Below are 18,798 nucleotides of genomic sequence, written 5' to 3'. Positions count from 1 at the left end.
ACGCCCGACCGCGGTGGTCCTCGCATGGGCTTGGCCCGCGTACTTGTCCGTTCTCAGCCAACTGATCTACGTGGTTCAGAAGGGCTACTACGCGACCCAGGGACGTCTGGGCATTCCCGGCGGACCGCTGGTGCCCGCCTCGCAGTACGCCAACACATCCGATGTCGCCCTCACGCAGTGGACGCTGGCCCTACTCGGCCTGCTCTCCGCCACCATCGCGCTCGCCGCCGTACGGCCGTGGGGCGGCCTGATACCGCGCCCGCTGCTCATCACCGCGCTGTGGGCAACGGGCGCGTTGGCAGCGGTCAGTCACATCCACGTGATCCGGGAAGTCCTCTTGCCCTCCGGCCCCGGTGGATGGTCGCCGTGGGCCGCGATTCAGGGCGCCGTCGGCCTCTGCCTCTGGCTGGCCATGGCCTGGATCTTCACTCGCGGCCTGGGACAGACCGCCACAGCAGCGGCGAACACGGCGCGGGACACGGTATGAAGGAGGTGGTGGACACCAGGCCCATGACGCCTCGTGCTGTGTCGGTGCGGCGGTGGGCTGCCTACGCGACCTGCGCCTGGACCTTCGCCGGCTACGGAACCCTCAAACTCCACTGGGCGCTGGGCGGCACGGCGCTCACCTCCAGTGCCCCTCTGCCGCGTTCGGCCCGGGAGGAGCTCGTCGCGCAGAGCCCCGCCGCGATCGTCGGTCACTGGATATCGGTCGGCCTGGTCGTCCTTGGCGCCTTGGCGGCGCTCGCCACCGTGCGGCCCTGGGGACGCGTGCTGCCACGTCGGCTCTTGACCGTGCCGATGTGGTTCACCAGCGTCCTGATGGTCCTGCGAGCGTGCGGGGCGTTCGGTTTCGGCGTCGTGGGCGACGCCCTTGTGCTGTCGGGCGTTCAGCGGGTGGGGCCACCCAACACCGAGATCGCGCTCCATCTCTCCCGCGTGGATCTGCTGCTGTGGTCGCCCTACTTCCTGATCTGGGGCCTGCTGTGGGGCGCGACCGCCTGGGCCACACCGCGCCGACAAGCCCCCCTGAACCGGCCGAGCGCAAGTCGACCGACCGGATACTCACCGACCGGGATCGACGTGGCGCCGAACCCTCGAAGGCGCTCCTTGCCCCGATTGACGTCTCGATCGTGGGCTCGATCGGGGGAGTCGAGCGTCGCGCTGTAGAGGGTGGAGGCCCGCCCTCCGGGTTCGGAGGCTGGAGAAAGAACGCGGCCACCGCTGCCACGGCCGCGATCGGGGTGATCATCACCAGCCATGTGCCAGGGCGGACGCCGTCGTTGGCGAAGGACGTGATGAACAGCAACAGGGCCGCCGGGATGAACAGGAACACGCCGAGGACGGTCGGGCAAGGCCGCGAAGTAGCCGGCCCTGCTGGTATGTGCGGTCCTCTCCGTCGTCATCTCCATGAGGAGTATGTCTTCTGCCCCGCAAGACGTAGCCGTCGCCAGGGAGCAACCTGCTCACCACGCGGCGACGGCCTCGCCGACCGAACGTCATCGGTACCTGCAACGTGGCACGACCCCGGCACGGGAGCCCACGGAGGCCCCATGCTTCACCGATTCGGTTTGATCGCGTGGAGAACCCGCATGCCTCGGGGGCCCGCGGCAGCGTGCTGGACCTGCAGCCCGGCGCGCCGGGCTTCACCGCTCACCCAGTCCGAGGCCAGCCGCAGTTTGGGGTAGCTGCCGACCTGGAGAAGCCACTTTCCCTCCGAGCGGGTGTGGAGCAGGTCGTGGACCATGACCGTGTCGTCGTCCACGCACTCCAGGAAGCAGGTGAGTAGTTGGTCCTCGGTGGAACGTACGGGGAAGAACCGATCATCGCCGCGGAGCTCCCCGGTGAGGTCGCGAAAGGTCACCACGATGTGTCCACCGGGACGTAGGACACACGCCACGCTGTCCAGGAGGGAGCGGACGTCGGCACGGCTGGGCAGGTGGGTCAAAGTGTCGCCCATGCATACGATCGCGGCGGCGGTGTCCGGTCCGGCCACGTGGGGGAGGGCATCCAGGAGGTTCGCGCGCACGGTGCGTACGGTGCCCGCGAAGCCGGCGGTATCGGCATGCCCAACGAGTTCGTCGAGCAGGACCTGGCTGAGGTCCACTGCGGTGACGGTGGAGAAGCCCAGGTGTGCCAGAGCCAGGGTCTGTGGGCCGGGCCCGGACCCGAGGTCGATGGCTGCGTCCCCGACCGTCTCGGGCCCTACTCCCAGCCCCCGAAAAAGTTCGGCCTGGTCGCGGGCGACCGCGTGAATGTCGCTGCCGAGCATCCAGGTGTAGTGCGCGGCGAGCATCCGGTCGTAGTGCTCGGAGACGGTGGTCACGGGGATGACGTCCTTTGGTCGGTGGTCCGCGGCGGCTCGGTGCAAGGAGCTACAGGGAGTCCAGGTTCACGGCATCGGCCATCGCTTTGTAGCCGGCGTCGTTGGGGTGGAGTCCGTCCTTGCTGGCGTAGGCGGGGAGCAGCTGTTCGGGGTTCAGCGGATCGGCGAGGACGCGGTCGAAGTCCACGACTGCTTCGTACGCACCGCTGGTGCGGATCCACTGGTTGAGTGCGGCGCGGGTCCCGGCGGGAGTTCCGCTCTCCAGGCCCTTGCCGGGCGGAAGCGTCGCGCCGATGACGGAAATCCCCCGGGCGTGGGCAGCGCGGATCAGCGCGCGGTGACCCTCGATCAGCTCGGCGGCAGTCACATGCCTGTTCGTGGTGGTACAGGCGTTCGCGGCGGTTTCACCCATGAGGATGTCGTTGGTTCCCTCCAGCACGATCACGGTACCCACTCGGGTCTGCTCGAGGACATCGTGCTGGAATCGGGTCGTGGCCTTCTCGCCGAAGCACGCCGAGTCGCTCAGCACCCGGTTGCCGCCGATGCCGGCGTTGAGGACCGGGCGAGAACGTCCCTCGGCCGACAGGCGGCGGGAGAGCTGGTCGGGATAGCGGTTGTCGGCACCGGGTGTAGAGGCCGCGCCGTCGGTGAGGGAGTCGCCGAAGGCGACGATCGCGTCCCGCCGACCTCCCGCCGGTTTCGCGGCGACGTCGACGCCCTCGAGGAAGTACCAGGACGAGCTTTGCTGCGTGAAGGCGTCCCCGCTGACGTCTGCGCGGCGGTCGCCGTCGGCCCGGTACGCGGTCTCCATCGCCACGTTGTGGAAGGTGGCAGGGCCCGAGGGACCGTTGAAGAACAGGGTGATGCTGAGCCGGTCACCCGCCTTCACCGGCAGCCGTACCGGGTCGCTGGCCGGCCGCGCTCCGGGCCGGATCGAAGGGGAGGCGGATCCGTCGAAGGTCAGGGTGCGGAGGGTCCCGGGGCGGACAGCGGCGCCCTCGGCGGAGATACCGACTGTCGCACCGGTCAGTCGCAGCGGGGTCGCCCCGAACGCGTGGGACAGGCGTATGCGCAGGTCGGAACCGTCGGTGCCCACCCTCACGGTCTGACGTACGGACTGGTTGTCAAAGCCGGCCTCCGCCCAGGTCGGGTACCAGCTCTGGGAGGGGCGTTGGACGGCCGTGCTCCAGCCGGCGATCCACTGGTGCGCTCGCGGGGAGGCAGTGGGCGTGTGCGCGGACGCCGGGGCGGCGATCAGCAGAGTAGCCAAGGCAGCGACGGCCAGAGGCAGGCGGGAGAAGGCGCGCATCGTGTGCTCTTTCGTATGTGGTCGACAGGGGGCGGCCCGAGCCGCGTCGCGCGGGTGTTAGGCAGTGAGACCCAGGGCGAGAGTGGCCGTGACCGGAGCCAGGTAGAGCAGGGGGAAGGCGACCGTCTTGTACGAACGGGCCCGCAGCACGGTGATGACAGCGCCGAGGAAGTAGAGGGCCAGGCCCGCCCCGGCGAGCAACCCGACCACCGGTATGGCCAACCCGATCAGCAGGCCGGCCGAGCCGGCGAGCTTGGCCAGGGCAAGAGGGGTCCACCAGGATCGGGGCACCTCGTACTGGACGAGCGGCTCCACGACGAATGGGGCTCTGCGCATCAAGGACAAGCCGGAGAAGCCGACCCAAAGAGCGGTCAGAATGGTGACGACATCGGTGATGGACATGCGGATGCTCCAAAGTCAGCTGGGTGCGAGACGTGTGGTGGGTGTGTGAGAGTGCAGGCCGAGAGCGGGGTGTATCACCGGGCGAGTGCCGTCCAGGGGGCATGCCTGCTCATCCCCACGGTGCCGACACGTTGCTTCGACGGCTTGATTAGACATCGTGGGGCAGCGGGCGCAGTGTGCATACGGTGCGGAGCGCCTTCGCATTCTGTGCAGCCGGCTTGACTCCGGCCCATGGATCCGGCATCGGTCCGTATCGGGTGCTTCCCGACGGGCAGACCCCTTGGGCGCCGCGAGGTGCACCGCCGGCGGCTCCTCCAACGGCGTGTCGACCGACCGCCCATCCCGCCGTCACTTCAATGCTCCCGGCAACCCTTCGGCCCGACGGTCACGGGCACCCTCAACCCACTGGACGGGCGCCGCCATCAGCGACGTGCAAGAGCCCACTTGAGTTTCAAAGCGCCAGATTGGATCATGAGGTAATCGGATCAACTGCTTCTGTGGCATGACACGTACGCAGTGGGGGACTTGTGGGTGGGGCAAGGGCGGCGACTTCTGTCGCACCCCCAGCAGACAGATTCGAATGGTTCCTCGAAACCGTCTCCAACGAGGTCATGCCCCTGTCGCTGAGCAGTGACCGAAGGGACGACTTCCACGCAGACATTCAGGACATGCCACTTGGCCCTGTCGCGTTGTCGGCGTTCGAATTCTCCCCCATGCGGGCATGGAGATCCGCGAGGCACATCCGACAGGGTGATCCCGAGGGCTACCAACTCGTACTCGTGACCCAGGGCAACTTCCGGGTCTCCCAGGGCGGTCGCGAAACACTGGTGGCGGGCGACTTCGTACTGACCGACACCTCCAGCCCCATGCTGACCGAGTGCCTGTCCGCGGGCGGCCCAATCCACGCCCTGACGCTGCAGATACCACGGACCACCCTGCCGCTGCACCCTCGCCGACTCGAACCGCTCCTGGTGCATCGCCTCCCTGCCCGAAACGGAGCGACCGCCATTCTCGCGGCGTTCCTGCGCACCCTCCACGCTCAAGCAGCGCACTGCGGAACGGAGGCATTGCTCTCCATGGGGTCCGCCACGGTCGACCTGGTCACCGCGTGCCTCGCACAGCACCTGCATTCGCTGGGCGAGGCGCCGGTCGAAGCGCGATCCCAGCTGATGCTGCAGCGGATCCTGCATTTCATCGAACACAACCTCGGTGACCACGACCTCTCGCCCCGCACGATCGCCGAACGACACAACATCTCTCTGCGCACGCTCTACACACTCTTCGACGGGGAGCCCGACAGCATCGCAAGGGTGATCCGGCGCCGGCGCCTTGATCGCTGCCGCAACGACCTCGCTAGCCCCGACATGGACCACCGAACCGTTCAGATGATCGCAGCCCGCTGGGGCTTCACCAACGCCGCCACCTTCAGCCGCAGCTTCCGCGACACCTACGACACCACCCCCTCCGAGTACCGTGCCCACGCGCGACAGCACCGCCAAACAGATACCACCCAGCAAGGGCGGCACTGACCCGGGCTTGGACCACGTCGCATCAGTGATCGCCCGACTGCCGTTCGGTCCATGGGTGAGAAACAGGTCGGGAGGTTCTTCGCCATGTGGATGGGGCGATGGGTGCCGTGGGACGGCAGGGCGACGAGGACGACCGGAGGACGCACCTGATCGACATCAGCGGCGTCGGCGCCTTCCTCGGCCTGGACGTCGGCAAGGGCGAACACCGCGCCACCGCCGTCACCCCGGCCGGGAAGAAGGCCTTCGACAAACGGCTGCCCTACGCTGAGGGGGCCTTGACCCTGGGCTTTGGACACCGGAGACACTCGGATCTCGATGGTCCAGGAGAACGGAGTCTCGGCGGGATGAGGCATCATCCCGCCGAGTTCAAGGCGGACGCGGTCGCGTTGTACCGCTTGAGGCCGGGAGCGACGATCAAGTCGGTCGCCGGTGATCTCCGGGTGAACACCAAGACGCTGCGGAACTGGATCCGAGCCGCCGACGGCCGCCGACCCGACGCCCGCTCCGAGCCGCCGGCCACCTCGCGGTCCGGGCGGTGACAACGTGGAGGCGGAGCCGGCCACCACCCGCAAGAGGATCCGCGAGCGCGAGGAAGAACGGAACACCCTCCGCAAAGCGGCCCCGATACGCAAGGTCCACCAGGACCCGACGGCACCTACGGAGCCCCCAGGATCACCGCGGAACTCCGCGGAACTCCGCAACGAGGGCGGCCCGGCGGTCAACCACAAGCGCGTCGCCAGGATCATGCGGACCATCGAGCTCGCGGGTGTTCGTCTGCGCCGCCGGCACCGCACCAGCGTCGCGGACCAGGCCGCCGCGAAGGGCGCTGCCCGGCGGTGTCGCAGTCCTGCCTGCGCTCGCCGGCCAGGGCTTCAGGCGGCGAATGGGTTGGTGTGGCCGGGCAACTGCTGCCCCGGACGCAGGAACCGCCGGCCGCCCTGTTCGTCGCGCACCGCGAGGAACCCGGCGTCCGTCAGCCGCCGTGTGATCTTGCCACGGCGGATCGTGCCCACCTCGAACGCCACTGTGCAGAGCAGCGCGGCCGCCCCGCCGGAGGCGACCGCTTCGACCGGCGACCTGTCGATGAGCATGAGGACGGCCAGGAGCGCGCAGGCGAGGTAGACCATCACCTTCTGGCGCCGGTCGGCGACGTACAGGGCCATGACGTCGAAGGTGACGAGGTCTTTCAGCACGGCCACGGAACCGACCGCTTCGGGGAGCGGCTTCAGCGAGCCCTGCTGCAGCCCCGGCACTGTTCCGCCGTTGCCCGCCTGCGGATGGGAGGTGATGGTGGCCGCCTCGCGGACGCGCGCGTCGGGCTGCGGGTCCCGGTACATCCGGACCTGGACGAGCGAGTTCTTGAACCCGGTCCTGTGCGCCGTGCCGTACGTGTAGCCGTACTGCTCCGCCACGTGCGCCAGGGCGGCCGCCTTCGGCGCGGAGCCCTGGGGGGCGATCTCGACGATGTCCTGCTGACGCGCGATCTGCTGGAGCATTTCCGCTATGTGACGTTCTACGGACATCCTGTTCCCCGACCTCTGGGACCCCGCGCCCGGGGCCGACCGGCGCACAGCCTAGGGGGTGCGCCGCCCATGACGACGCGCTGGACCTGGTTCGTGCGACCCCGTGCCCGCAGGGATGTTCGATGGTGCCGTTCGCGATATGCCCGGCAGGGAGTTCGCGTGCGCGCAGACGAACTATCGCAACTATGATAGTTGGGGTAGGTTGGAGGGATGGAGCCGAAAACCTACTCGACGATCGAGCTTCGCAAGCGGATGGGTGAGATCCTCGATCGCACCCGGATCGCGGGGGAGCCCGCCGCGATCACCCGCAAGGGGAAGACCTTGGCCTACCTCGTGCCGGCCGAGTGGTTCGAGCAGTACGTGGCACAGCGTCCGTCGACCCCCGCGGTCGACCAGAGCGCCCCCTGAAAGGGCCGGACCGTCGGGTTCGGCCTGGCGGCCGCCCGGGCCTGCGGCCCGGTCGACACCGCCGACCCGACACCACCGCGCTGCCAGCGACGGAAGAACCTATAGACCGTCTGCCACGGACCGTGCTCCATCGGCAGATCCCGCCACGGCGCCCCGGTCCGCACCCGCCAGCGGAACCGTCGATCAACCGCCGACGGCACACCGACGGCCTGCTCAACACTGCGACCGGCAACCACGGACCCAGCACCACCCATTGCCCATCTGAAAGATCTCCTCGCCCCACACCGAGATCCTCACGGAATGAGGTGAGACACGGACCCCAGTTCTAAAACACGCCCTAGCCCCACCGCCCGGTGTGCCAGCGCCTCCACCTGGACAGTGGTCGTAGCCGGCTCGGCTCACGCCTCGGATACGGTGTTCCTCTACGGGTGCCACAACGGATGTGACGCCCCCCACCGGAGGTAGTCAGCGTATGAGTTCGAAGCGCAGCAAGAATCCAGCCCTGCCCGTACTTGACGACGCATTCCGACTCGCGTCGGTCAAGGACGCCGAAGAGTCCACCCGGGACTTGGCCGCGCGGCTGGCCACCACCGAGCTGCGCCGCGCTTCCCACCCGGGCCGGGTCACCTGGGAGCCCACCGATCAGGCCGAGCCCGTACCGGTCCCGCCGACTGTGGTCGACGGTGACGGGGACCTGTGGCTGCGGGACAGGGGCACTGGCACCTGGACCATGCCCGAGTTCAACCCGAAGGAGTTCCCGGCCCGCTGCGGCGAGGTTCTGACGTGGAACGAGCTTGCCCGCGAGTTCGGCCCGCTGACCGCACTGGCCGACGACCGCCGCATCGGCGGTGGCCGGCGCTGACCGCGCAGCCTTCTGGCATGACCGCGCCCCTGAAGCGCCCGTTAGGGGTAGCTGGGAGCTCTCCAGCTCACCGCCGAGCTCGACGATGGCGGCGAGCAGGGGAGCGTGGCGGTGGCGTGCGACGGCCTCGAGCAGCGTGGTGCGGGCCTGGCGCCACCTGATGTCCTCGGTGCGGCTGGGGTCGGTGGAGCAGCCGGGTAGCGGTCGGCCTTCAGTTGCCGTGGTGAGCGCGCGGTCCAGCTCGCCGATCGACTGCTGCCGGTCGGTCGAGGAATGCTTCCAGAGCGCGTCCTGCACTGGTCACACTGGCGACGGCGACGACAGTTCCAAGCCCGCATCAGCCACTACGAACGACGCGGTCACACCCCACCAGAGGCCAACAAACCCTCACGGCAAACACCGTTGCAGTACTGAGTGGCTGTTGTTGCTCCGAAGCTGAGGAGTGCTGGTCGAACGGGAGTCACCTGAACTCCCGAGCCGACCGGTCCTCACCCGGCGTCGTGACCTCCGCGTCCATCACATCGAGCGGCAGCGACCGCGCGCACCGGGTGGACGTCACGTCGCCGAGGTGCCCGGCCGCAGGGGCGAGGCCAGAGCACCCACAGGCATGACGCCTGGCGTACCGCCACCACCAGCGTCCTCGCAGCAGTGCGCAGCTTGTCACCGGAGCGGTGGGAGGCGAGGACGTCCGCAATGGCCAACCGGCGGCGACTGTGAAAATCGCTGTCCGATCACCGAAGTACGGTGATAGACATCCGGCGTGGAGAAGAATCTTGAGTTCCCTGACCTGTTGCGACTGATCGATGAACGGTCGACCGCCTTCCGCGCCGTGGTCGCCGCCGCTCCCGGTCTCGACGCGCAGGTGCCGAGCTGCCCCGGGTGGACGCTGTTCGATCTGGTGAAGCACCTGGGTGGGGGAGACCGTTTCTGGGCCGCCATCGTCGGCGCGGGGTCTGCCGACGCTCCCCCGGCCGAGGCCGTCGCCGCGCGCGCCGCGCTGGAAGTGCCGCAGGAGCGTGAGGCCCTGCTGGCCTGGCTGGACGCGTCGACGCAGCTTCTGCTGGGCGCCCTGCGCGCGGCGGGCCCGGAGAGCGGGTGCTGGACGTGGTGGCCCGCGTCGCAGTCACCGCAGACCGCCGGCGGCACCGCCCGGCACCGGGTCCAGGAGACCGCGGTGCACACCTACGACGCCCAGCTCGCCGGGGGCTCCCCGCAGCCGCTGCCGGTCGAGCTGGCGCTCGACGGTGTGGAGGAGTTCCTGTACACCGTCTGCGCAACGCCGAGTGCCTGGCCGCACAAGCCCACGGCCTTCGACTTCCACGCCGCCGAGGGCCGCTCATGGCGCCTCACCGTCGACGGCGACGGCGCACGCTCCACCCGCATCCCCGCGCCCACTGACGCGACCGGCGAGGACTCGGACGCAGCCGGCGCCGCCGTCCACGGCACGGCCAGTGAGCTGGTCCTCTACCTGTACGACCGGATCCAGGCCGACTCCTTGCACGTTGACGGAGACGCAGGGCTGCTCGACCTGCTCCGCTCCTGGGAGCCGGAGGAGAAGTAGGACGTAGCGGGGGCGGTTGGCCGCGCCTCGAGCCGGTAGGACACGACTCTTCGCCAGGTTCGTCAGTCGCGGCACCGGGCTCAAACCCGCGAGGCGGCCTCGGGGCGTCACCAAGCCGCCCGCCGCGTTGCCCGGCCACGTCCTTCGCGAGCGTGGATCGGCCAGGTGTCGGCTCGATCAGCCAGCCGCGCGCCGTCAGCCGCTTGGTCTTCGATCGCAGTGCCTCCACCTTTTCCGGTACGGGGTCCAGGCCGATGCAGGCGGCCATCTCCTGGCACGTCAAAGCTCCTTGACCGAGTCGGTTACGGTCGCTGAGGGCTTGCAGGATGCGCTGGTTGTCCACCGACAGCGCCGACCAGGCCAGCCCCGCGCACCACACCGGCACCACTGTTTTCGGTTTCGCCGCCTCCGTCGGTTCGGGCCGCGCCGGTTGCACACCGGGTGCCGGCAGACCCTCGGAGGCGGCGGGGCCGACGACGGCGTATGCCGAGGGGTTTTCTACGACTGCCTGATCGGGCGCTGCGACGCGCTGTTCGAGCTGACGGATGTGGCGCTGTGCAGCGACGGACGGGTGAGGACGCTGGTGGACCTGGCGCCGGCGCCCGAGCATCGGCGCGGGCACGGGGCCCTGTACGGAGCACTCAACCGCGGTCGGCCTTCCCGGCGCGCGGAAGTTGATCTGCTCCTGGCGCCGGCCTGAGATGACCACCGAGCGGCGGCATTGTCCGGCGGGTGGGCAGGACAGCATCATGAGGGTCCAGGCACACGGGGGAGAGCCGATGAGTCGCTTAGAACTGCCGTACCTTGTGGTGGACAGGACGTTGCTGTCCTTGCAGGACGGCGCCGAACTGGTCGAACCCGAGGACGGCAAGGTTTACGTTTCGGAATACCGGCCTCCATGGCTGCTGGGTGGATGGCGGACAAACCCGGATCGCTTCTTTCCGGTTCGGACCCCCCGGCCGAATGACGCACCCCGAGGGTTTCGGTTCAGCACGACGGGCCGCCCCCTCCTGGTCGACACCGACGGAGACAGCTGTCTCGTACCGTGCACGGCGCAAGCCTGCCGTCGCTGGGTCGAAGCTGCCGTCGCCTATGCCACCGCCGTGGACGGCGTCAGCGCCGAGCTGGTTGCGGCCAACCATCGCGCCAGGTCCGTCCCGCGGTGGAGGCGCTTCGCCGCACCCCTCGCCTTACGCAACTGGCAGAAGGCCCGGCAGCGCTACGAGCGTGTCATGCAGGAGGCCGGGGAGGCCTACAAGCCGATCCGGCAAGAGATCGCGGGAGCGATGTGGATCGAGAAGGAAAAAGCAGGGGAACGTGCACGGCAGGCTCATCGCCGTAAGGCCGCGCTCGCCGAACGGCTCGTCTGGGGCTGGTCGATGGCAACCAACGGCCGACCGACCGCGTACGTCTTCCGGCACGACGTACCCGCCGGGGACGGCATCGCACCGACTTCGCCGCAGATGAATCCGCCCGTCGACCTGCCGGGTCTGCGCCAGGCACTCAACGATCTGAAGCCGGTCCAACTGCAGTGGGACAGAACGGCGATCACCCAGACGGAGCGCGAGCTCGGAAGCGTGAGCTTCGAGACTTGGTGGCGGGAACTGTTCTACGAGGACTACCGGACCTTCACGTTGCCCCCGTCGGGCCGCAGCTCATCCAGCCGTGAGATCGGGGGCACCGGCACCAGCGGGACAGGAGGCTTTGGAGGGTACTGACTCTCCGCTGTCGCCCACATCTTCGACGGGTCCGGGGTGACCGGTGAGTACGAGGAGGACCGCGCAACTGTGCAGTAACCGGGTGAACCGGGCCGGGTGCCTGGGCTTTGGGGCGGGCGTGATCGAGCGGGCGCGGTGCCGGCGCGGTGGCCGGGACCGGCCCCGCCCGGCGCCCTCCGGCCGGTGCCGCCCGGCCCCGCCCCGCCCCGGCCGCCCGGGGCCCGCCCGGTGCCATGGGCGTCGAGGGGTTCACGCGGCTCACCGGGTAGGGCGTGACTCCTTCGCTGCCCGCGCGGTGAAGTAGTCCGCGTCCTTCGGCCGGTCGGCCGGGTGGGCGGCGCGGGGGCCCGGCACCAGGTGCGGTATGTACTTGGAGCAGTGGATGTAAGCCTCTTCGACGGTGAGGCGGACCCACATCTCGGGGGCGCGGCCCGGCGCGATGTCCTGGGGCAGGCGGGGGTGCACCGAACGAAGCTCGGCGTCGAGCTGGAGCTGGGCGACGCCGTTGACGTGCAGGCCGACGTGGTCGTGCGTGAAGTCGACGAAGAGCATGCCGAGGTGCGGGTTCTCCGTCATGTTGCCGGCGCTGGCGAGCACGCCGTTCCCCCGGAACTCCGGATAGGCGAGGGTGTGTTCGTCCAGCACGCGCACGAAGCCGGGCGGACCCGCCCGGAAACTGGCGTCGCATTCCCCGCGGGAGTCCGCGGTGGCCAGGAAGACCATGCTCTGGCGGCCTATGAACTCCTGCATCTCGGCCGTGAGGCGGGAGCGCACCTGCTGGTCGTAGAACCGTGCGGCGCGGTCGGCGCTGCCCATGTGCTGCTGCAGCCGGTGTTCACCTGCTGATCCGAAAGCGGGCGGTGGGAAAGTCACGGGGGCGTTCTCCTGGCAGGTTCGGCACGGGTGTGTCTCAGGAAGCGGACAGGACGGGGGTCTCGAAGGGGTCGTGGTGGATGCGGTCGGGCGCAGTGCCGTGCTGCGTGAGCGTCTTGCTCGCGGAGACCACCATCGGGGCCGGCCCGCTGAGAAAGACGTCGTGCTGGTACCACGGGCCGTACTCGGCGAGAACCTGCGGCAGGGATCCCCGGATGCCGGGGATGTGCTCGTGAGACACAGCGCCCCTGATGGACAGCCAATGGTGCTGCTGCGCCATCCGGAGCATGTCGTCGACCCCGTACAGCTCGGCGCCGGTACGGGCTCCGAGGAACAGATCGACCTGGTGCCGTCCGCCGCGACGGGCCACTTCCTCGACGATCGCGCGGATCGGTGCGAGACCGGTGCCGCCCGCCACGCAGAGCAGGTCGCTGTGGACGGCGGCGTCCAGCACCATGTCCCCCATGGGTGCCCCGAGTTGGACCACGTCTCCGACGGCAGAGCGGTGTACGAGCGCGTCGCTGACCGAACCGCCGCTCACCGCGCGCACGTGGAAGGTGAGGGTGCCGTCCCGGCGGGGTGCGTTGGCCGGCGAGTAGTAGCGCCACTGCTTGGGCCACCAGGGAGTTTCGAGGCTGGCGTACTGCCCGGCCGCGTACGGGTACGGCATATGGGGCCGCACGGTCACCTCGGCGATGCCGTGTCCGCGCAGGACCTTGTGCACCACCGTGGCGGGCCACACCGCGGGCCGCTGCGTCTCGTCCTGCTCGGCAGCGCTGATCATGACGTCGGCGACCACCCCGTACGCCTTGGTCCAGGCCGCGGCGATGTCCGCGGTCCAGGCCGGGCCGGCGTAGCGGGCCAGAGCAGCGAGGAGGCATTCGCCCACGGCCGGGAAGTGCGCGCTGAGGGTGCCGAACTTGCGGTGGTCGCGACCGAGGTGGCCGCAGAAGCCGACCAGGCGCTCCGGGTCGTCGACCAAGTCCACGATGCGCAGCAGCGCGCGCAGCAGGCGCCCGCGCTGGGCGTCCATTCCCGGCGGGAACATGGGACGGACCTCGGGGTAGCGGGCGAAGAGGATCGCATAGAAATAGACCGTCATGTCCGCGGCGAACGGCTCCACGACGGAGACGGAAGCCCGTATGAGGGCGATTTCGTGGGCCGAGAGTGGCGGCTCGGCGCCGGCCGACTCGCCCACGGCGCCGGCCTGGGCGGGAACTGCGCGGGGGCCGGAGCCCTCCGGGCCCGGGTGTGCGTGTGCGTGTGCGTGTGCGCGGGCGGGCGGGTGTGTGGACGGGTGTGTCGGGCGTCCGATCCGGAACTTCAAGAGACCGGCGCTCCTCCCGTCGATATGTGAGTCGGCCGCAGGCGTCCGACGCTGTGGCACGCGCGGTCACCGCCTCGTAGCTTGCGGCGGGAGGCGTCCTCGCCCGATCTGCCTTCTGGGAGGGTGGCGGTCGTGGCGGCGACGGGGGCAGGCATGAGTCCTCCTGTTGGGGGGGGCATCGGAGAGCGGACCAAGCGGTTCCGGAGGCTACCCGATCATGGGTGTGACTCAGAAGTAGCAACGGCCCGCGGCAACCGGCACGGTTGATTCCGCGTGCTACCGGTACCCCGCCCAGGGGATTTCATCTGCCGGCTGTTCAGGAGATCTGATGAGTGGCCGATGGTCCGGCCCTGTGATCAGGGTCGGTCGTCGCTGACGTCCATGGCCACCTCGTAGGAGAGCTCGTAGTCCGCGCCGCTCTTCACGAATCGCGCGGTCTGGATGCCTGCCCCCAGATCCGCCTCGCTCAGCACCATCGAGCCGATGACGTCCCACACGCTGCCCTCCGCCGCCGGCCTCACGGCCAGCGCGAGGGTGCCCGACCCCAGCAGGGGTCTGGTCACCTCAGGCGTATTGGTCTCACCGGTCCCGGCTTCACCCTGCCAGATCTCTTCCCCGTCCCAGAGGATCTTGACCCTGTCGACGCCCTGGATCCCGGGCGCCTGCGGCGACGAGCAGAAGAGGAAGGGGATTCTGACCTCGTTGGCGTGCGACATCATCATCTCCGCGAGGGTGGGTGGCGGCAGTTCTGGGCCCTGCGTACGGGTCGGGCCCTGGAAGGCTTTCGCCCGTACCCCACCAGCCTCACCCGGAGGTCCGCGGTCGGCCACAGCTCGCCGCCAGCCAGGTGAACGGGCAAGGGATGCCTCCCGTTCTTGCGACATCGGCTATTCGCGCGAGCGTGCGACTCTCAATATCGTGTCGAAACGACGCCGCAACTCGGTTCTGGCACGAATTTGGGGACAGTCGCGGAGCGTGATGTATGCGTCGCCACGCCTGCCGCGATGGGCTCCGACCAGCTGGCCGAAAGGCCCTGTCTCTCCCGGCCCACGGAGTCAGCCAGTCATCCCGCCCACCGGGCCCGCCATCGCGTCGTCGCGGACACGAACCGCACCCTGTCCACCGCGTCTACCCCGCAAAGACGTTCGGGCTCGCACCGGACGACCTTGGTCCCGGTGGTGGCCTCGCGGTGAATCCGGTGGAGATTTCGTGAAACGTCGGATGTGCGGTCCGTGGGGAGCGGAGCGTAATAGGCACGGCCTGGGCAGACCGGGTCAACGGCATCTGATCAGCAGGAGATGCGAATGCTGAAGAAGCGGTTACGTACACCACAGGTGCTGAGCGTCGGCGTCATGGCGCTGCTGCTCGGTCTTGTTGCCTCCCCCACAGCGCAGGCGGCCCCCGCCGCCGAGCAGTGCAGCGGAAGTTGGGACGGCAAAACGTACTGGGCCAAGAATCCGGCGGGGCGCGACGGGGGCGGCTACGCGCGCACCTACTGGAACGGTTCGACCAAGAAGAACTGCGTGAAGTTCTGGTCCAGTCCCTACGACGGCCTCGCCTCGCACGTCACCGTGGCGATCTTCGACGAGGGCGGCGACTACTCCGTCGACCCGCCCAAGGAGCATCCGGCCAACCTGCGCTACTACGCCGGACCGCTGTACACCTGGTTCAACTCGACGGGGCAGTGCATCTCGGTGAGCGGCTCGCTGGTCCGGGGAGGAGTGAAATACAACCTCGACACCGGACCGATCCGGTGCGGCTGATCCGTCGCCTCCGGCCGTAGGGGCCGAGCGCCGCCGATGCCGGCCGCGCTGTACCGGCGGCCGGCCCGGCGGAGATCGCTTCACCGTCCACCCCGGTCACAGACCGCAAGCTCAAGCCGCGCTGTACCGGCGGCGGGTATCGAGTACTGCCGGCGCATCGGGCTGGAGCCCGCGCCGCGGATCCTGATCGGGTTCCTGCGAGCCAGTTCGTATGAAGACCTGCCGCCACTCCTCGCGGGCGCCGTGGGACGCATCGACGAGCCGTTCCCGATCGAGTTCGACCCCGCGTCCCTAGTCCGCAGCTAGGACCGACCGGTACTACGGGGCCCCTGGTCAGCCGGAACGGTTCCGGTTGAACAGGGGCCCTTTGCGTTCCGGGCGTCGCCTGCTCCGGCCAGAAATTCCGTGGCCCGGGCTGCGCACCGGGCTCGCCAGGCGGAGCCGGAACCAAGATTGATGCCCGCCAAACGGGAGCGGACGAGGTTGCCCGCCCTACGGCCGCCCGGGCCTTACGCCGGGGGAGGCTGCGTGATCACACGCCACCACTTGACGGCCGATTCCCACAGCAGTCTCCACTTCGACATCGACCCCGGATTCGCCGTCGCCACCCTCGCCCGCGCAGCGCGAGCCGATCGACACCTACGCCGTTCTGGGTGAGCCCGACAGCAGACGACCTTGGCCACATCAACCGTCGTGACGCTCGCCGTCGGCGCGGACGGCACCCGCATCGAAGTGGCTGCCCCACCCGCCGTCGACACGGTGAGCATCGAGGCAACCCCTGCGAGGTGCTGCTGGCCGCAGAGATCATCCGTCCACGCACGTGCTTGGTGATGGACCTCTGGCGTCACGAGAACCAGGCCGCCCGCAGAACTGGCACGGGTTCGTGCCAGTTGTGCGCGGCAAGGGCGTCGCGCTGGCGACTGGCGACCCCGGTGTCGTCGGCCAAGGGAGTGCCCCTGGTTGCGCCGAGTAATGTCAAGGCCGCGCTCAAGCTCGCCCGGAAATTCACCGGGTGACACGCCGTCGCCTACTTCGAACGCGGCCTCCAGGGCAGGACGCTCGGGTCGCTGGCGGTCACCTCCAACCGATGAAACGCACCTCCAACCCGATGAAACGCGCCGGGGCGGGCATCCCGCTGCCGCACACCATGCCAAACGCCCTTCGATGACCCTCCGGACAACCGCGACCAGGCGATCGCCCGGCCTCCAAGCGGGCCGCGATCCTCCCCGACATCGTCTGCTTGGCCAAGTCCAACAGCGGGTACGCGATGCCCATGGCCCTGACGCTGCTCCGCCTCGAGTGCGACGCGTGTGAGCCGGGGGAGCACAGCGCCACCTTCTGCGGCTACAAGCCGGCGTTCGTCGCCGCCGCCCAGGCGCTGGAGTTGTGCTGGTCCGACAGAACGCCGGAAGCAAGGACCACCGCGCTGGGCGGCCAGGTGGGACACGCTTTCGCCGAGAAGGCCTGCCGGCACGGGCTGCCCGCACCTCGCGGGTGCGGCCTGGCCCGGGGTCTGCCCTTCATCCGTCCAGGCACGGCCCGCGAGGTGTGTGACGCCGCCTTCCGCAACGGTCTGCTGCTGGAAACGGCCGGAGCCCACGACCAGGTGGTCAAGCTCCGGCCGCCACTGACAGCCGCGGCAGGACAACTGGAGCGGGGCCTCAAGTTAATCGACCGGGCGGTCGCCCCGGTGATCCGTGCGGACCTTCGTGACCTGACATCGGACCCGACGTCCCAGCCCCAGGTGCACCGGCCCATGGACGAACCAATCCCGTTGGCGGACCGGCCACGGGGCTGACGAACGGAGAGCGAATGTCGGTTGATCTCGTCGGGTTCCTTGGTGTGGTGCTGGCGGCGTACCTCGTGCCGGGGCCGGACTTCCTCGTGGTATTCCGGTCAGCAGCCGAACACCCCTCAAAGGGCCGGGCCGCGGCGCTGGGCGCCCAGGCCGGCTTGTGTGTGCACATGCTCGCCGCCGCCACCGGACTGTCGCTGATCGCCGCTCGCTCCCCTATGGTCTACGACGCCATCAAGCTGCTCGGCGCGGCCTACCTCGTCTACCTCGGGGTACGGGCCGTGCTGGCAGCTCGGCGGGCCGCCCGTGAGCGGTCGGCCGGCCGAGAGGCGACAGGCGGCCCCGAGAACAGCCCGGCGCAGGTGGACCCCGCGGAGGCCGGACCCACCAGAGGCCGGTGGCGGTCCGGCTTCATCCAGGGCTTCCTCACCAATGTACTCAACCCCAAGGCGGCCCTGTTCTTCATCAGCATCCTGCCGCAGTTCGTCAACGGCGGCGGATCGATGACCCGGCAGATCTTCTTCCTCGGCACCTTGGACGTCCTTATCGGCATCGTCTACTGGTTCGCCCTGGTCGCCGTCGCCACGCACCTACGGGCGCTCCTCGCCCGACCGAGATTCCGTCACCGCTGGGAACTGACGACCGGATGGCTGTTCATCGGCATCGGCATCGGCGTCGCAGCAATCGCTTGACCCCCCTCGCGGATGGGAAAGCCACGACGGTTGCCCCAAGCGAGCAGGACCCGGCCTGGGACCGTAATCACTCCGGCCGGGTCCTGCTCGCGTCTGTGGGCAGCCTCGTCGCTCTGGTGGGGCAGGAAGCATGCGGCGGACACGGGCGGTGATCGTTTCCGTTCCTCTGCCTACCTTCGTATGGCAGACCCGCCAACGGCGAAGCCGGTTCCGCCGTGCCCCGTGCCACCCCATCGAGTGCCACCGAGAGCGAGATCGCCGCCGGGCGCCGTGACCGCTTACGAGTACAACGGGGTTGGCACGGTGAGCGTCGTCGGGCACGGTCCGGACCGGGCTGCCGCGGTCACCGGCCGATCTCCAAGTCCGCCGGCGCCCAAATCCGCTACCTCGTCGAAGGGCTCTACCAAAGCCGTCGCCACCCCGCTGACCACTTCCCAGCCCACCGTCGAGCGGTACGTGAAGGGCCAGATCGAGTATTCGCGCCCCGAACTCGTCGAGCGCATGGAGGCCGAGCAGCGCACTGGCCTGGTCATCAAAGCTCCCGCCCGAGTACGCGGGTCGTCTGTTCGCCGCGCAGGAGGCCAGAGCGACGAAGGCGGAACTCCAGCAGATCGCCGCCTAGAGCCTGTCTGATAATTGATCTTGTGACAGGTCGAGGTGAGTTGACGGAGGCGGCGTGGGAGCGGATGGAGCCCTTGTTGCCGCAGGTGGAC

General features: G+C 69.1%; 18 protein-coding genes and 5 pseudogenes. 14 read left to right on the top strand and 9 right to left on the bottom strand.

Annotated features, from left to right (window positions below; genetic code table 11):
- Positions 1-43: 43 nt before the first annotated feature.
- Together ACZ4XJ_RS00115 and ACZ4XJ_RS00110 are read left to right on the top strand one after the other, a co-directional pair.
- A complete protein-coding gene (locus tag ACZ4XJ_RS00115) occupies positions 44-487 on the top strand; it encodes a hypothetical protein (RefSeq protein ID WP_468494726.1) in 444 nt (147 codons plus the stop codon).
- The gene (locus tag ACZ4XJ_RS00110) at positions 484-1,167 is read left to right on the top strand and encodes a DUF3995 domain-containing protein (protein WP_468494725.1); all 684 of its coding nucleotides are present in this window, start codon (positions 484-486) and stop codon (positions 1,165-1,167) included. The genes ACZ4XJ_RS00115 and ACZ4XJ_RS00110 overlap by 4 nt, the downstream gene beginning before the upstream one ends.
- Positions 1,168-1,555: 388 nt before the next feature.
- Here the strand turns inward: ACZ4XJ_RS00110 and ACZ4XJ_RS00105 are convergent, their stop codons facing one another.
- From ACZ4XJ_RS00105 to ACZ4XJ_RS00095, 3 genes are read right to left on the bottom strand one after another with little or no spacing between them, the layout of a single operon-like run.
- Entirely contained in the window at positions 1,556-2,323 is a 768-nt protein-coding gene (locus ACZ4XJ_RS00105) for a class I SAM-dependent methyltransferase (protein ID WP_468494724.1), read from the bottom strand.
- A gap of 49 nt (positions 2,324-2,372) precedes the next feature.
- Positions 2,373-3,632, bottom strand: a complete 1,260-nt coding sequence (locus ACZ4XJ_RS00100) for an SGNH/GDSL hydrolase family protein (RefSeq protein ID WP_468494723.1) — start codon at positions 3,630-3,632, stop codon at positions 2,373-2,375.
- A gap of 57 nt (positions 3,633-3,689) precedes the next feature.
- Positions 3,690-4,034: a DoxX family protein gene (locus tag ACZ4XJ_RS00095; RefSeq protein ID WP_468494722.1), complete on the bottom strand. Its 345-nt coding sequence runs from the start codon at positions 4,032-4,034 to the stop codon at positions 3,690-3,692.
- Positions 4,035-4,561: 527 nt separating this feature from the next.
- Here ACZ4XJ_RS00095 and ACZ4XJ_RS00090 point away from each other — a divergent pair.
- From ACZ4XJ_RS00090 to ACZ4XJ_RS00075, 4 genes and pseudogenes are all read left to right on the top strand, one after another.
- The gene (locus ACZ4XJ_RS00090) at positions 4,562-5,563 is read left to right on the top strand and encodes an AraC-like ligand-binding domain-containing protein (RefSeq protein WP_468494721.1); all 1,002 of its coding nucleotides are present in this window, start codon (positions 4,562-4,564) and stop codon (positions 5,561-5,563) included.
- Positions 5,564-5,709: 146 nt separating this feature from the next.
- Positions 5,710-5,841, top strand: a pseudogene (locus ACZ4XJ_RS00085) (IS110 family transposase); the annotation flags it as partial.
- A 66-nt stretch (positions 5,842-5,907) separates the two neighbouring features.
- The gene (locus ACZ4XJ_RS00080) at positions 5,908-6,102 is read left to right on the top strand and encodes a transposase (protein ID WP_468495424.1); all 195 of its coding nucleotides are present in this window, start codon (positions 5,908-5,910) and stop codon (positions 6,100-6,102) included.
- A gap of 4 nt (positions 6,103-6,106) precedes the next feature.
- Positions 6,107-6,337 (top strand): annotated as a pseudogene (locus tag ACZ4XJ_RS00075) (transposase); the annotation flags it as partial.
- Between the two features lie 98 nt (positions 6,338-6,435).
- On the opposite strand, the gene ACZ4XJ_RS00070 reads toward ACZ4XJ_RS00075, so the two are convergent.
- The gene (locus ACZ4XJ_RS00070) at positions 6,436-7,086 is read right to left on the bottom strand and encodes a hypothetical protein (protein WP_468495467.1); all 651 of its coding nucleotides are present in this window, start codon (positions 7,084-7,086) and stop codon (positions 6,436-6,438) included.
- 210 nt (positions 7,087-7,296) lie between these two features.
- On the opposite strand from ACZ4XJ_RS00070, the gene ACZ4XJ_RS00065 reads away from it, so the two are divergent.
- On the top strand, positions 7,297-7,494 hold the full coding sequence (locus ACZ4XJ_RS00065; protein ID WP_468494720.1) for a type II toxin-antitoxin system prevent-host-death family antitoxin: 198 nt from the start codon (positions 7,297-7,299) through the stop codon (positions 7,492-7,494).
- Positions 7,495-7,562: 68 nt separating this feature from the next.
- Here the strand turns inward: ACZ4XJ_RS00065 and ACZ4XJ_RS00060 are convergent.
- Positions 7,563-7,664: pseudogene (locus ACZ4XJ_RS00060) on the bottom strand (transposase); the annotation flags it as partial.
- A gap of 302 nt (positions 7,665-7,966) precedes the next feature.
- On the opposite strand from ACZ4XJ_RS00060, the gene ACZ4XJ_RS00055 reads away from it, so the two are divergent.
- Both ACZ4XJ_RS00055 and ACZ4XJ_RS00050 read left to right on the top strand, forming a co-directional pair.
- On the top strand, positions 7,967-8,356 hold the full coding sequence (locus tag ACZ4XJ_RS00055) for a hypothetical protein (RefSeq protein ID WP_468494719.1): 390 nt from the start codon (positions 7,967-7,969) through the stop codon (positions 8,354-8,356).
- Between the two features lie 760 nt (positions 8,357-9,116).
- Positions 9,117-9,917, top strand: coding sequence for a maleylpyruvate isomerase family mycothiol-dependent enzyme (locus ACZ4XJ_RS00050; protein WP_468494718.1), 801 nt, complete (start codon positions 9,117-9,119; stop codon positions 9,915-9,917).
- Positions 9,918-10,035: 118 nt separating this feature from the next.
- Here ACZ4XJ_RS00050 and ACZ4XJ_RS00045 read toward each other — a convergent pair.
- Positions 10,036-10,353, bottom strand: a pseudogene (locus ACZ4XJ_RS00045) (hypothetical protein); the annotation flags it as partial.
- 72 nt (positions 10,354-10,425) lie between these two features.
- Between ACZ4XJ_RS00045 and ACZ4XJ_RS00040 the strand changes: the two are divergent.
- Together ACZ4XJ_RS00040 and ACZ4XJ_RS00035 are read left to right on the top strand one after the other, a co-directional pair.
- Positions 10,426-10,572, top strand: a pseudogene (locus ACZ4XJ_RS00040) (NF041680 family putative transposase); the annotation flags it as partial.
- A 124-nt stretch (positions 10,573-10,696) separates the two neighbouring features.
- On the top strand, positions 10,697-11,635 hold the full coding sequence (locus ACZ4XJ_RS00035) for a hypothetical protein (protein ID WP_468494717.1): 939 nt from the start codon (positions 10,697-10,699) through the stop codon (positions 11,633-11,635).
- Positions 11,636-11,893: 258 nt separating this feature from the next.
- On the opposite strand, the gene ACZ4XJ_RS00030 is transcribed toward ACZ4XJ_RS00035, so the two are convergent.
- The 3 genes from ACZ4XJ_RS00030 to ACZ4XJ_RS00020 form a co-directional block, all read right to left on the bottom strand.
- Positions 11,894-12,451 (bottom strand): pyridoxamine 5'-phosphate oxidase family protein, encoded by a 558-nt coding sequence (locus ACZ4XJ_RS00030; RefSeq protein ID WP_468495423.1) that lies wholly within the window; start codon positions 12,449-12,451, stop codon positions 11,894-11,896.
- 94 nt (positions 12,452-12,545) lie between these two features.
- Positions 12,546-13,706 (bottom strand): globin domain-containing protein, encoded by a 1,161-nt coding sequence (locus ACZ4XJ_RS00025; protein ID WP_468494716.1) that lies wholly within the window; start codon positions 13,704-13,706, stop codon positions 12,546-12,548.
- Between the two features lie 485 nt (positions 13,707-14,191).
- Positions 14,192-14,557, bottom strand: coding sequence for a hypothetical protein (locus tag ACZ4XJ_RS00020; protein ID WP_362877563.1), 366 nt, complete (start codon positions 14,555-14,557; stop codon positions 14,192-14,194).
- A gap of 582 nt (positions 14,558-15,139) precedes the next feature.
- Here ACZ4XJ_RS00020 and ACZ4XJ_RS00015 point away from each other — a divergent pair.
- From ACZ4XJ_RS00015 to ACZ4XJ_RS00005, 3 genes are all read left to right on the top strand, one after another.
- Positions 15,140-15,598, top strand: coding sequence for a hypothetical protein (locus ACZ4XJ_RS00015; protein ID WP_468494715.1), 459 nt, complete (start codon positions 15,140-15,142; stop codon positions 15,596-15,598).
- A 1,219-nt stretch (positions 15,599-16,817) separates the two neighbouring features.
- The gene (locus tag ACZ4XJ_RS00010; RefSeq protein WP_468495422.1) at positions 16,818-17,396 is read left to right on the top strand and encodes an aminotransferase class III-fold pyridoxal phosphate-dependent enzyme; all 579 of its coding nucleotides are present in this window, start codon (positions 16,818-16,820) and stop codon (positions 17,394-17,396) included.
- A gap of 14 nt (positions 17,397-17,410) precedes the next feature.
- Entirely contained in the window at positions 17,411-18,085 is a 675-nt protein-coding gene (locus tag ACZ4XJ_RS00005) for a LysE family translocator (protein ID WP_468494714.1), read from the top strand.
- The last annotated feature ends 713 nt before the right edge of the window (positions 18,086-18,798 follow it).

Source organism: Streptomyces sp. NPDC029836 (assembly GCF_055574495.1).
Note: the sequence above shows the minus strand (reverse complement) of the source record. Positions and strands in the feature narration are given on the sequence as shown.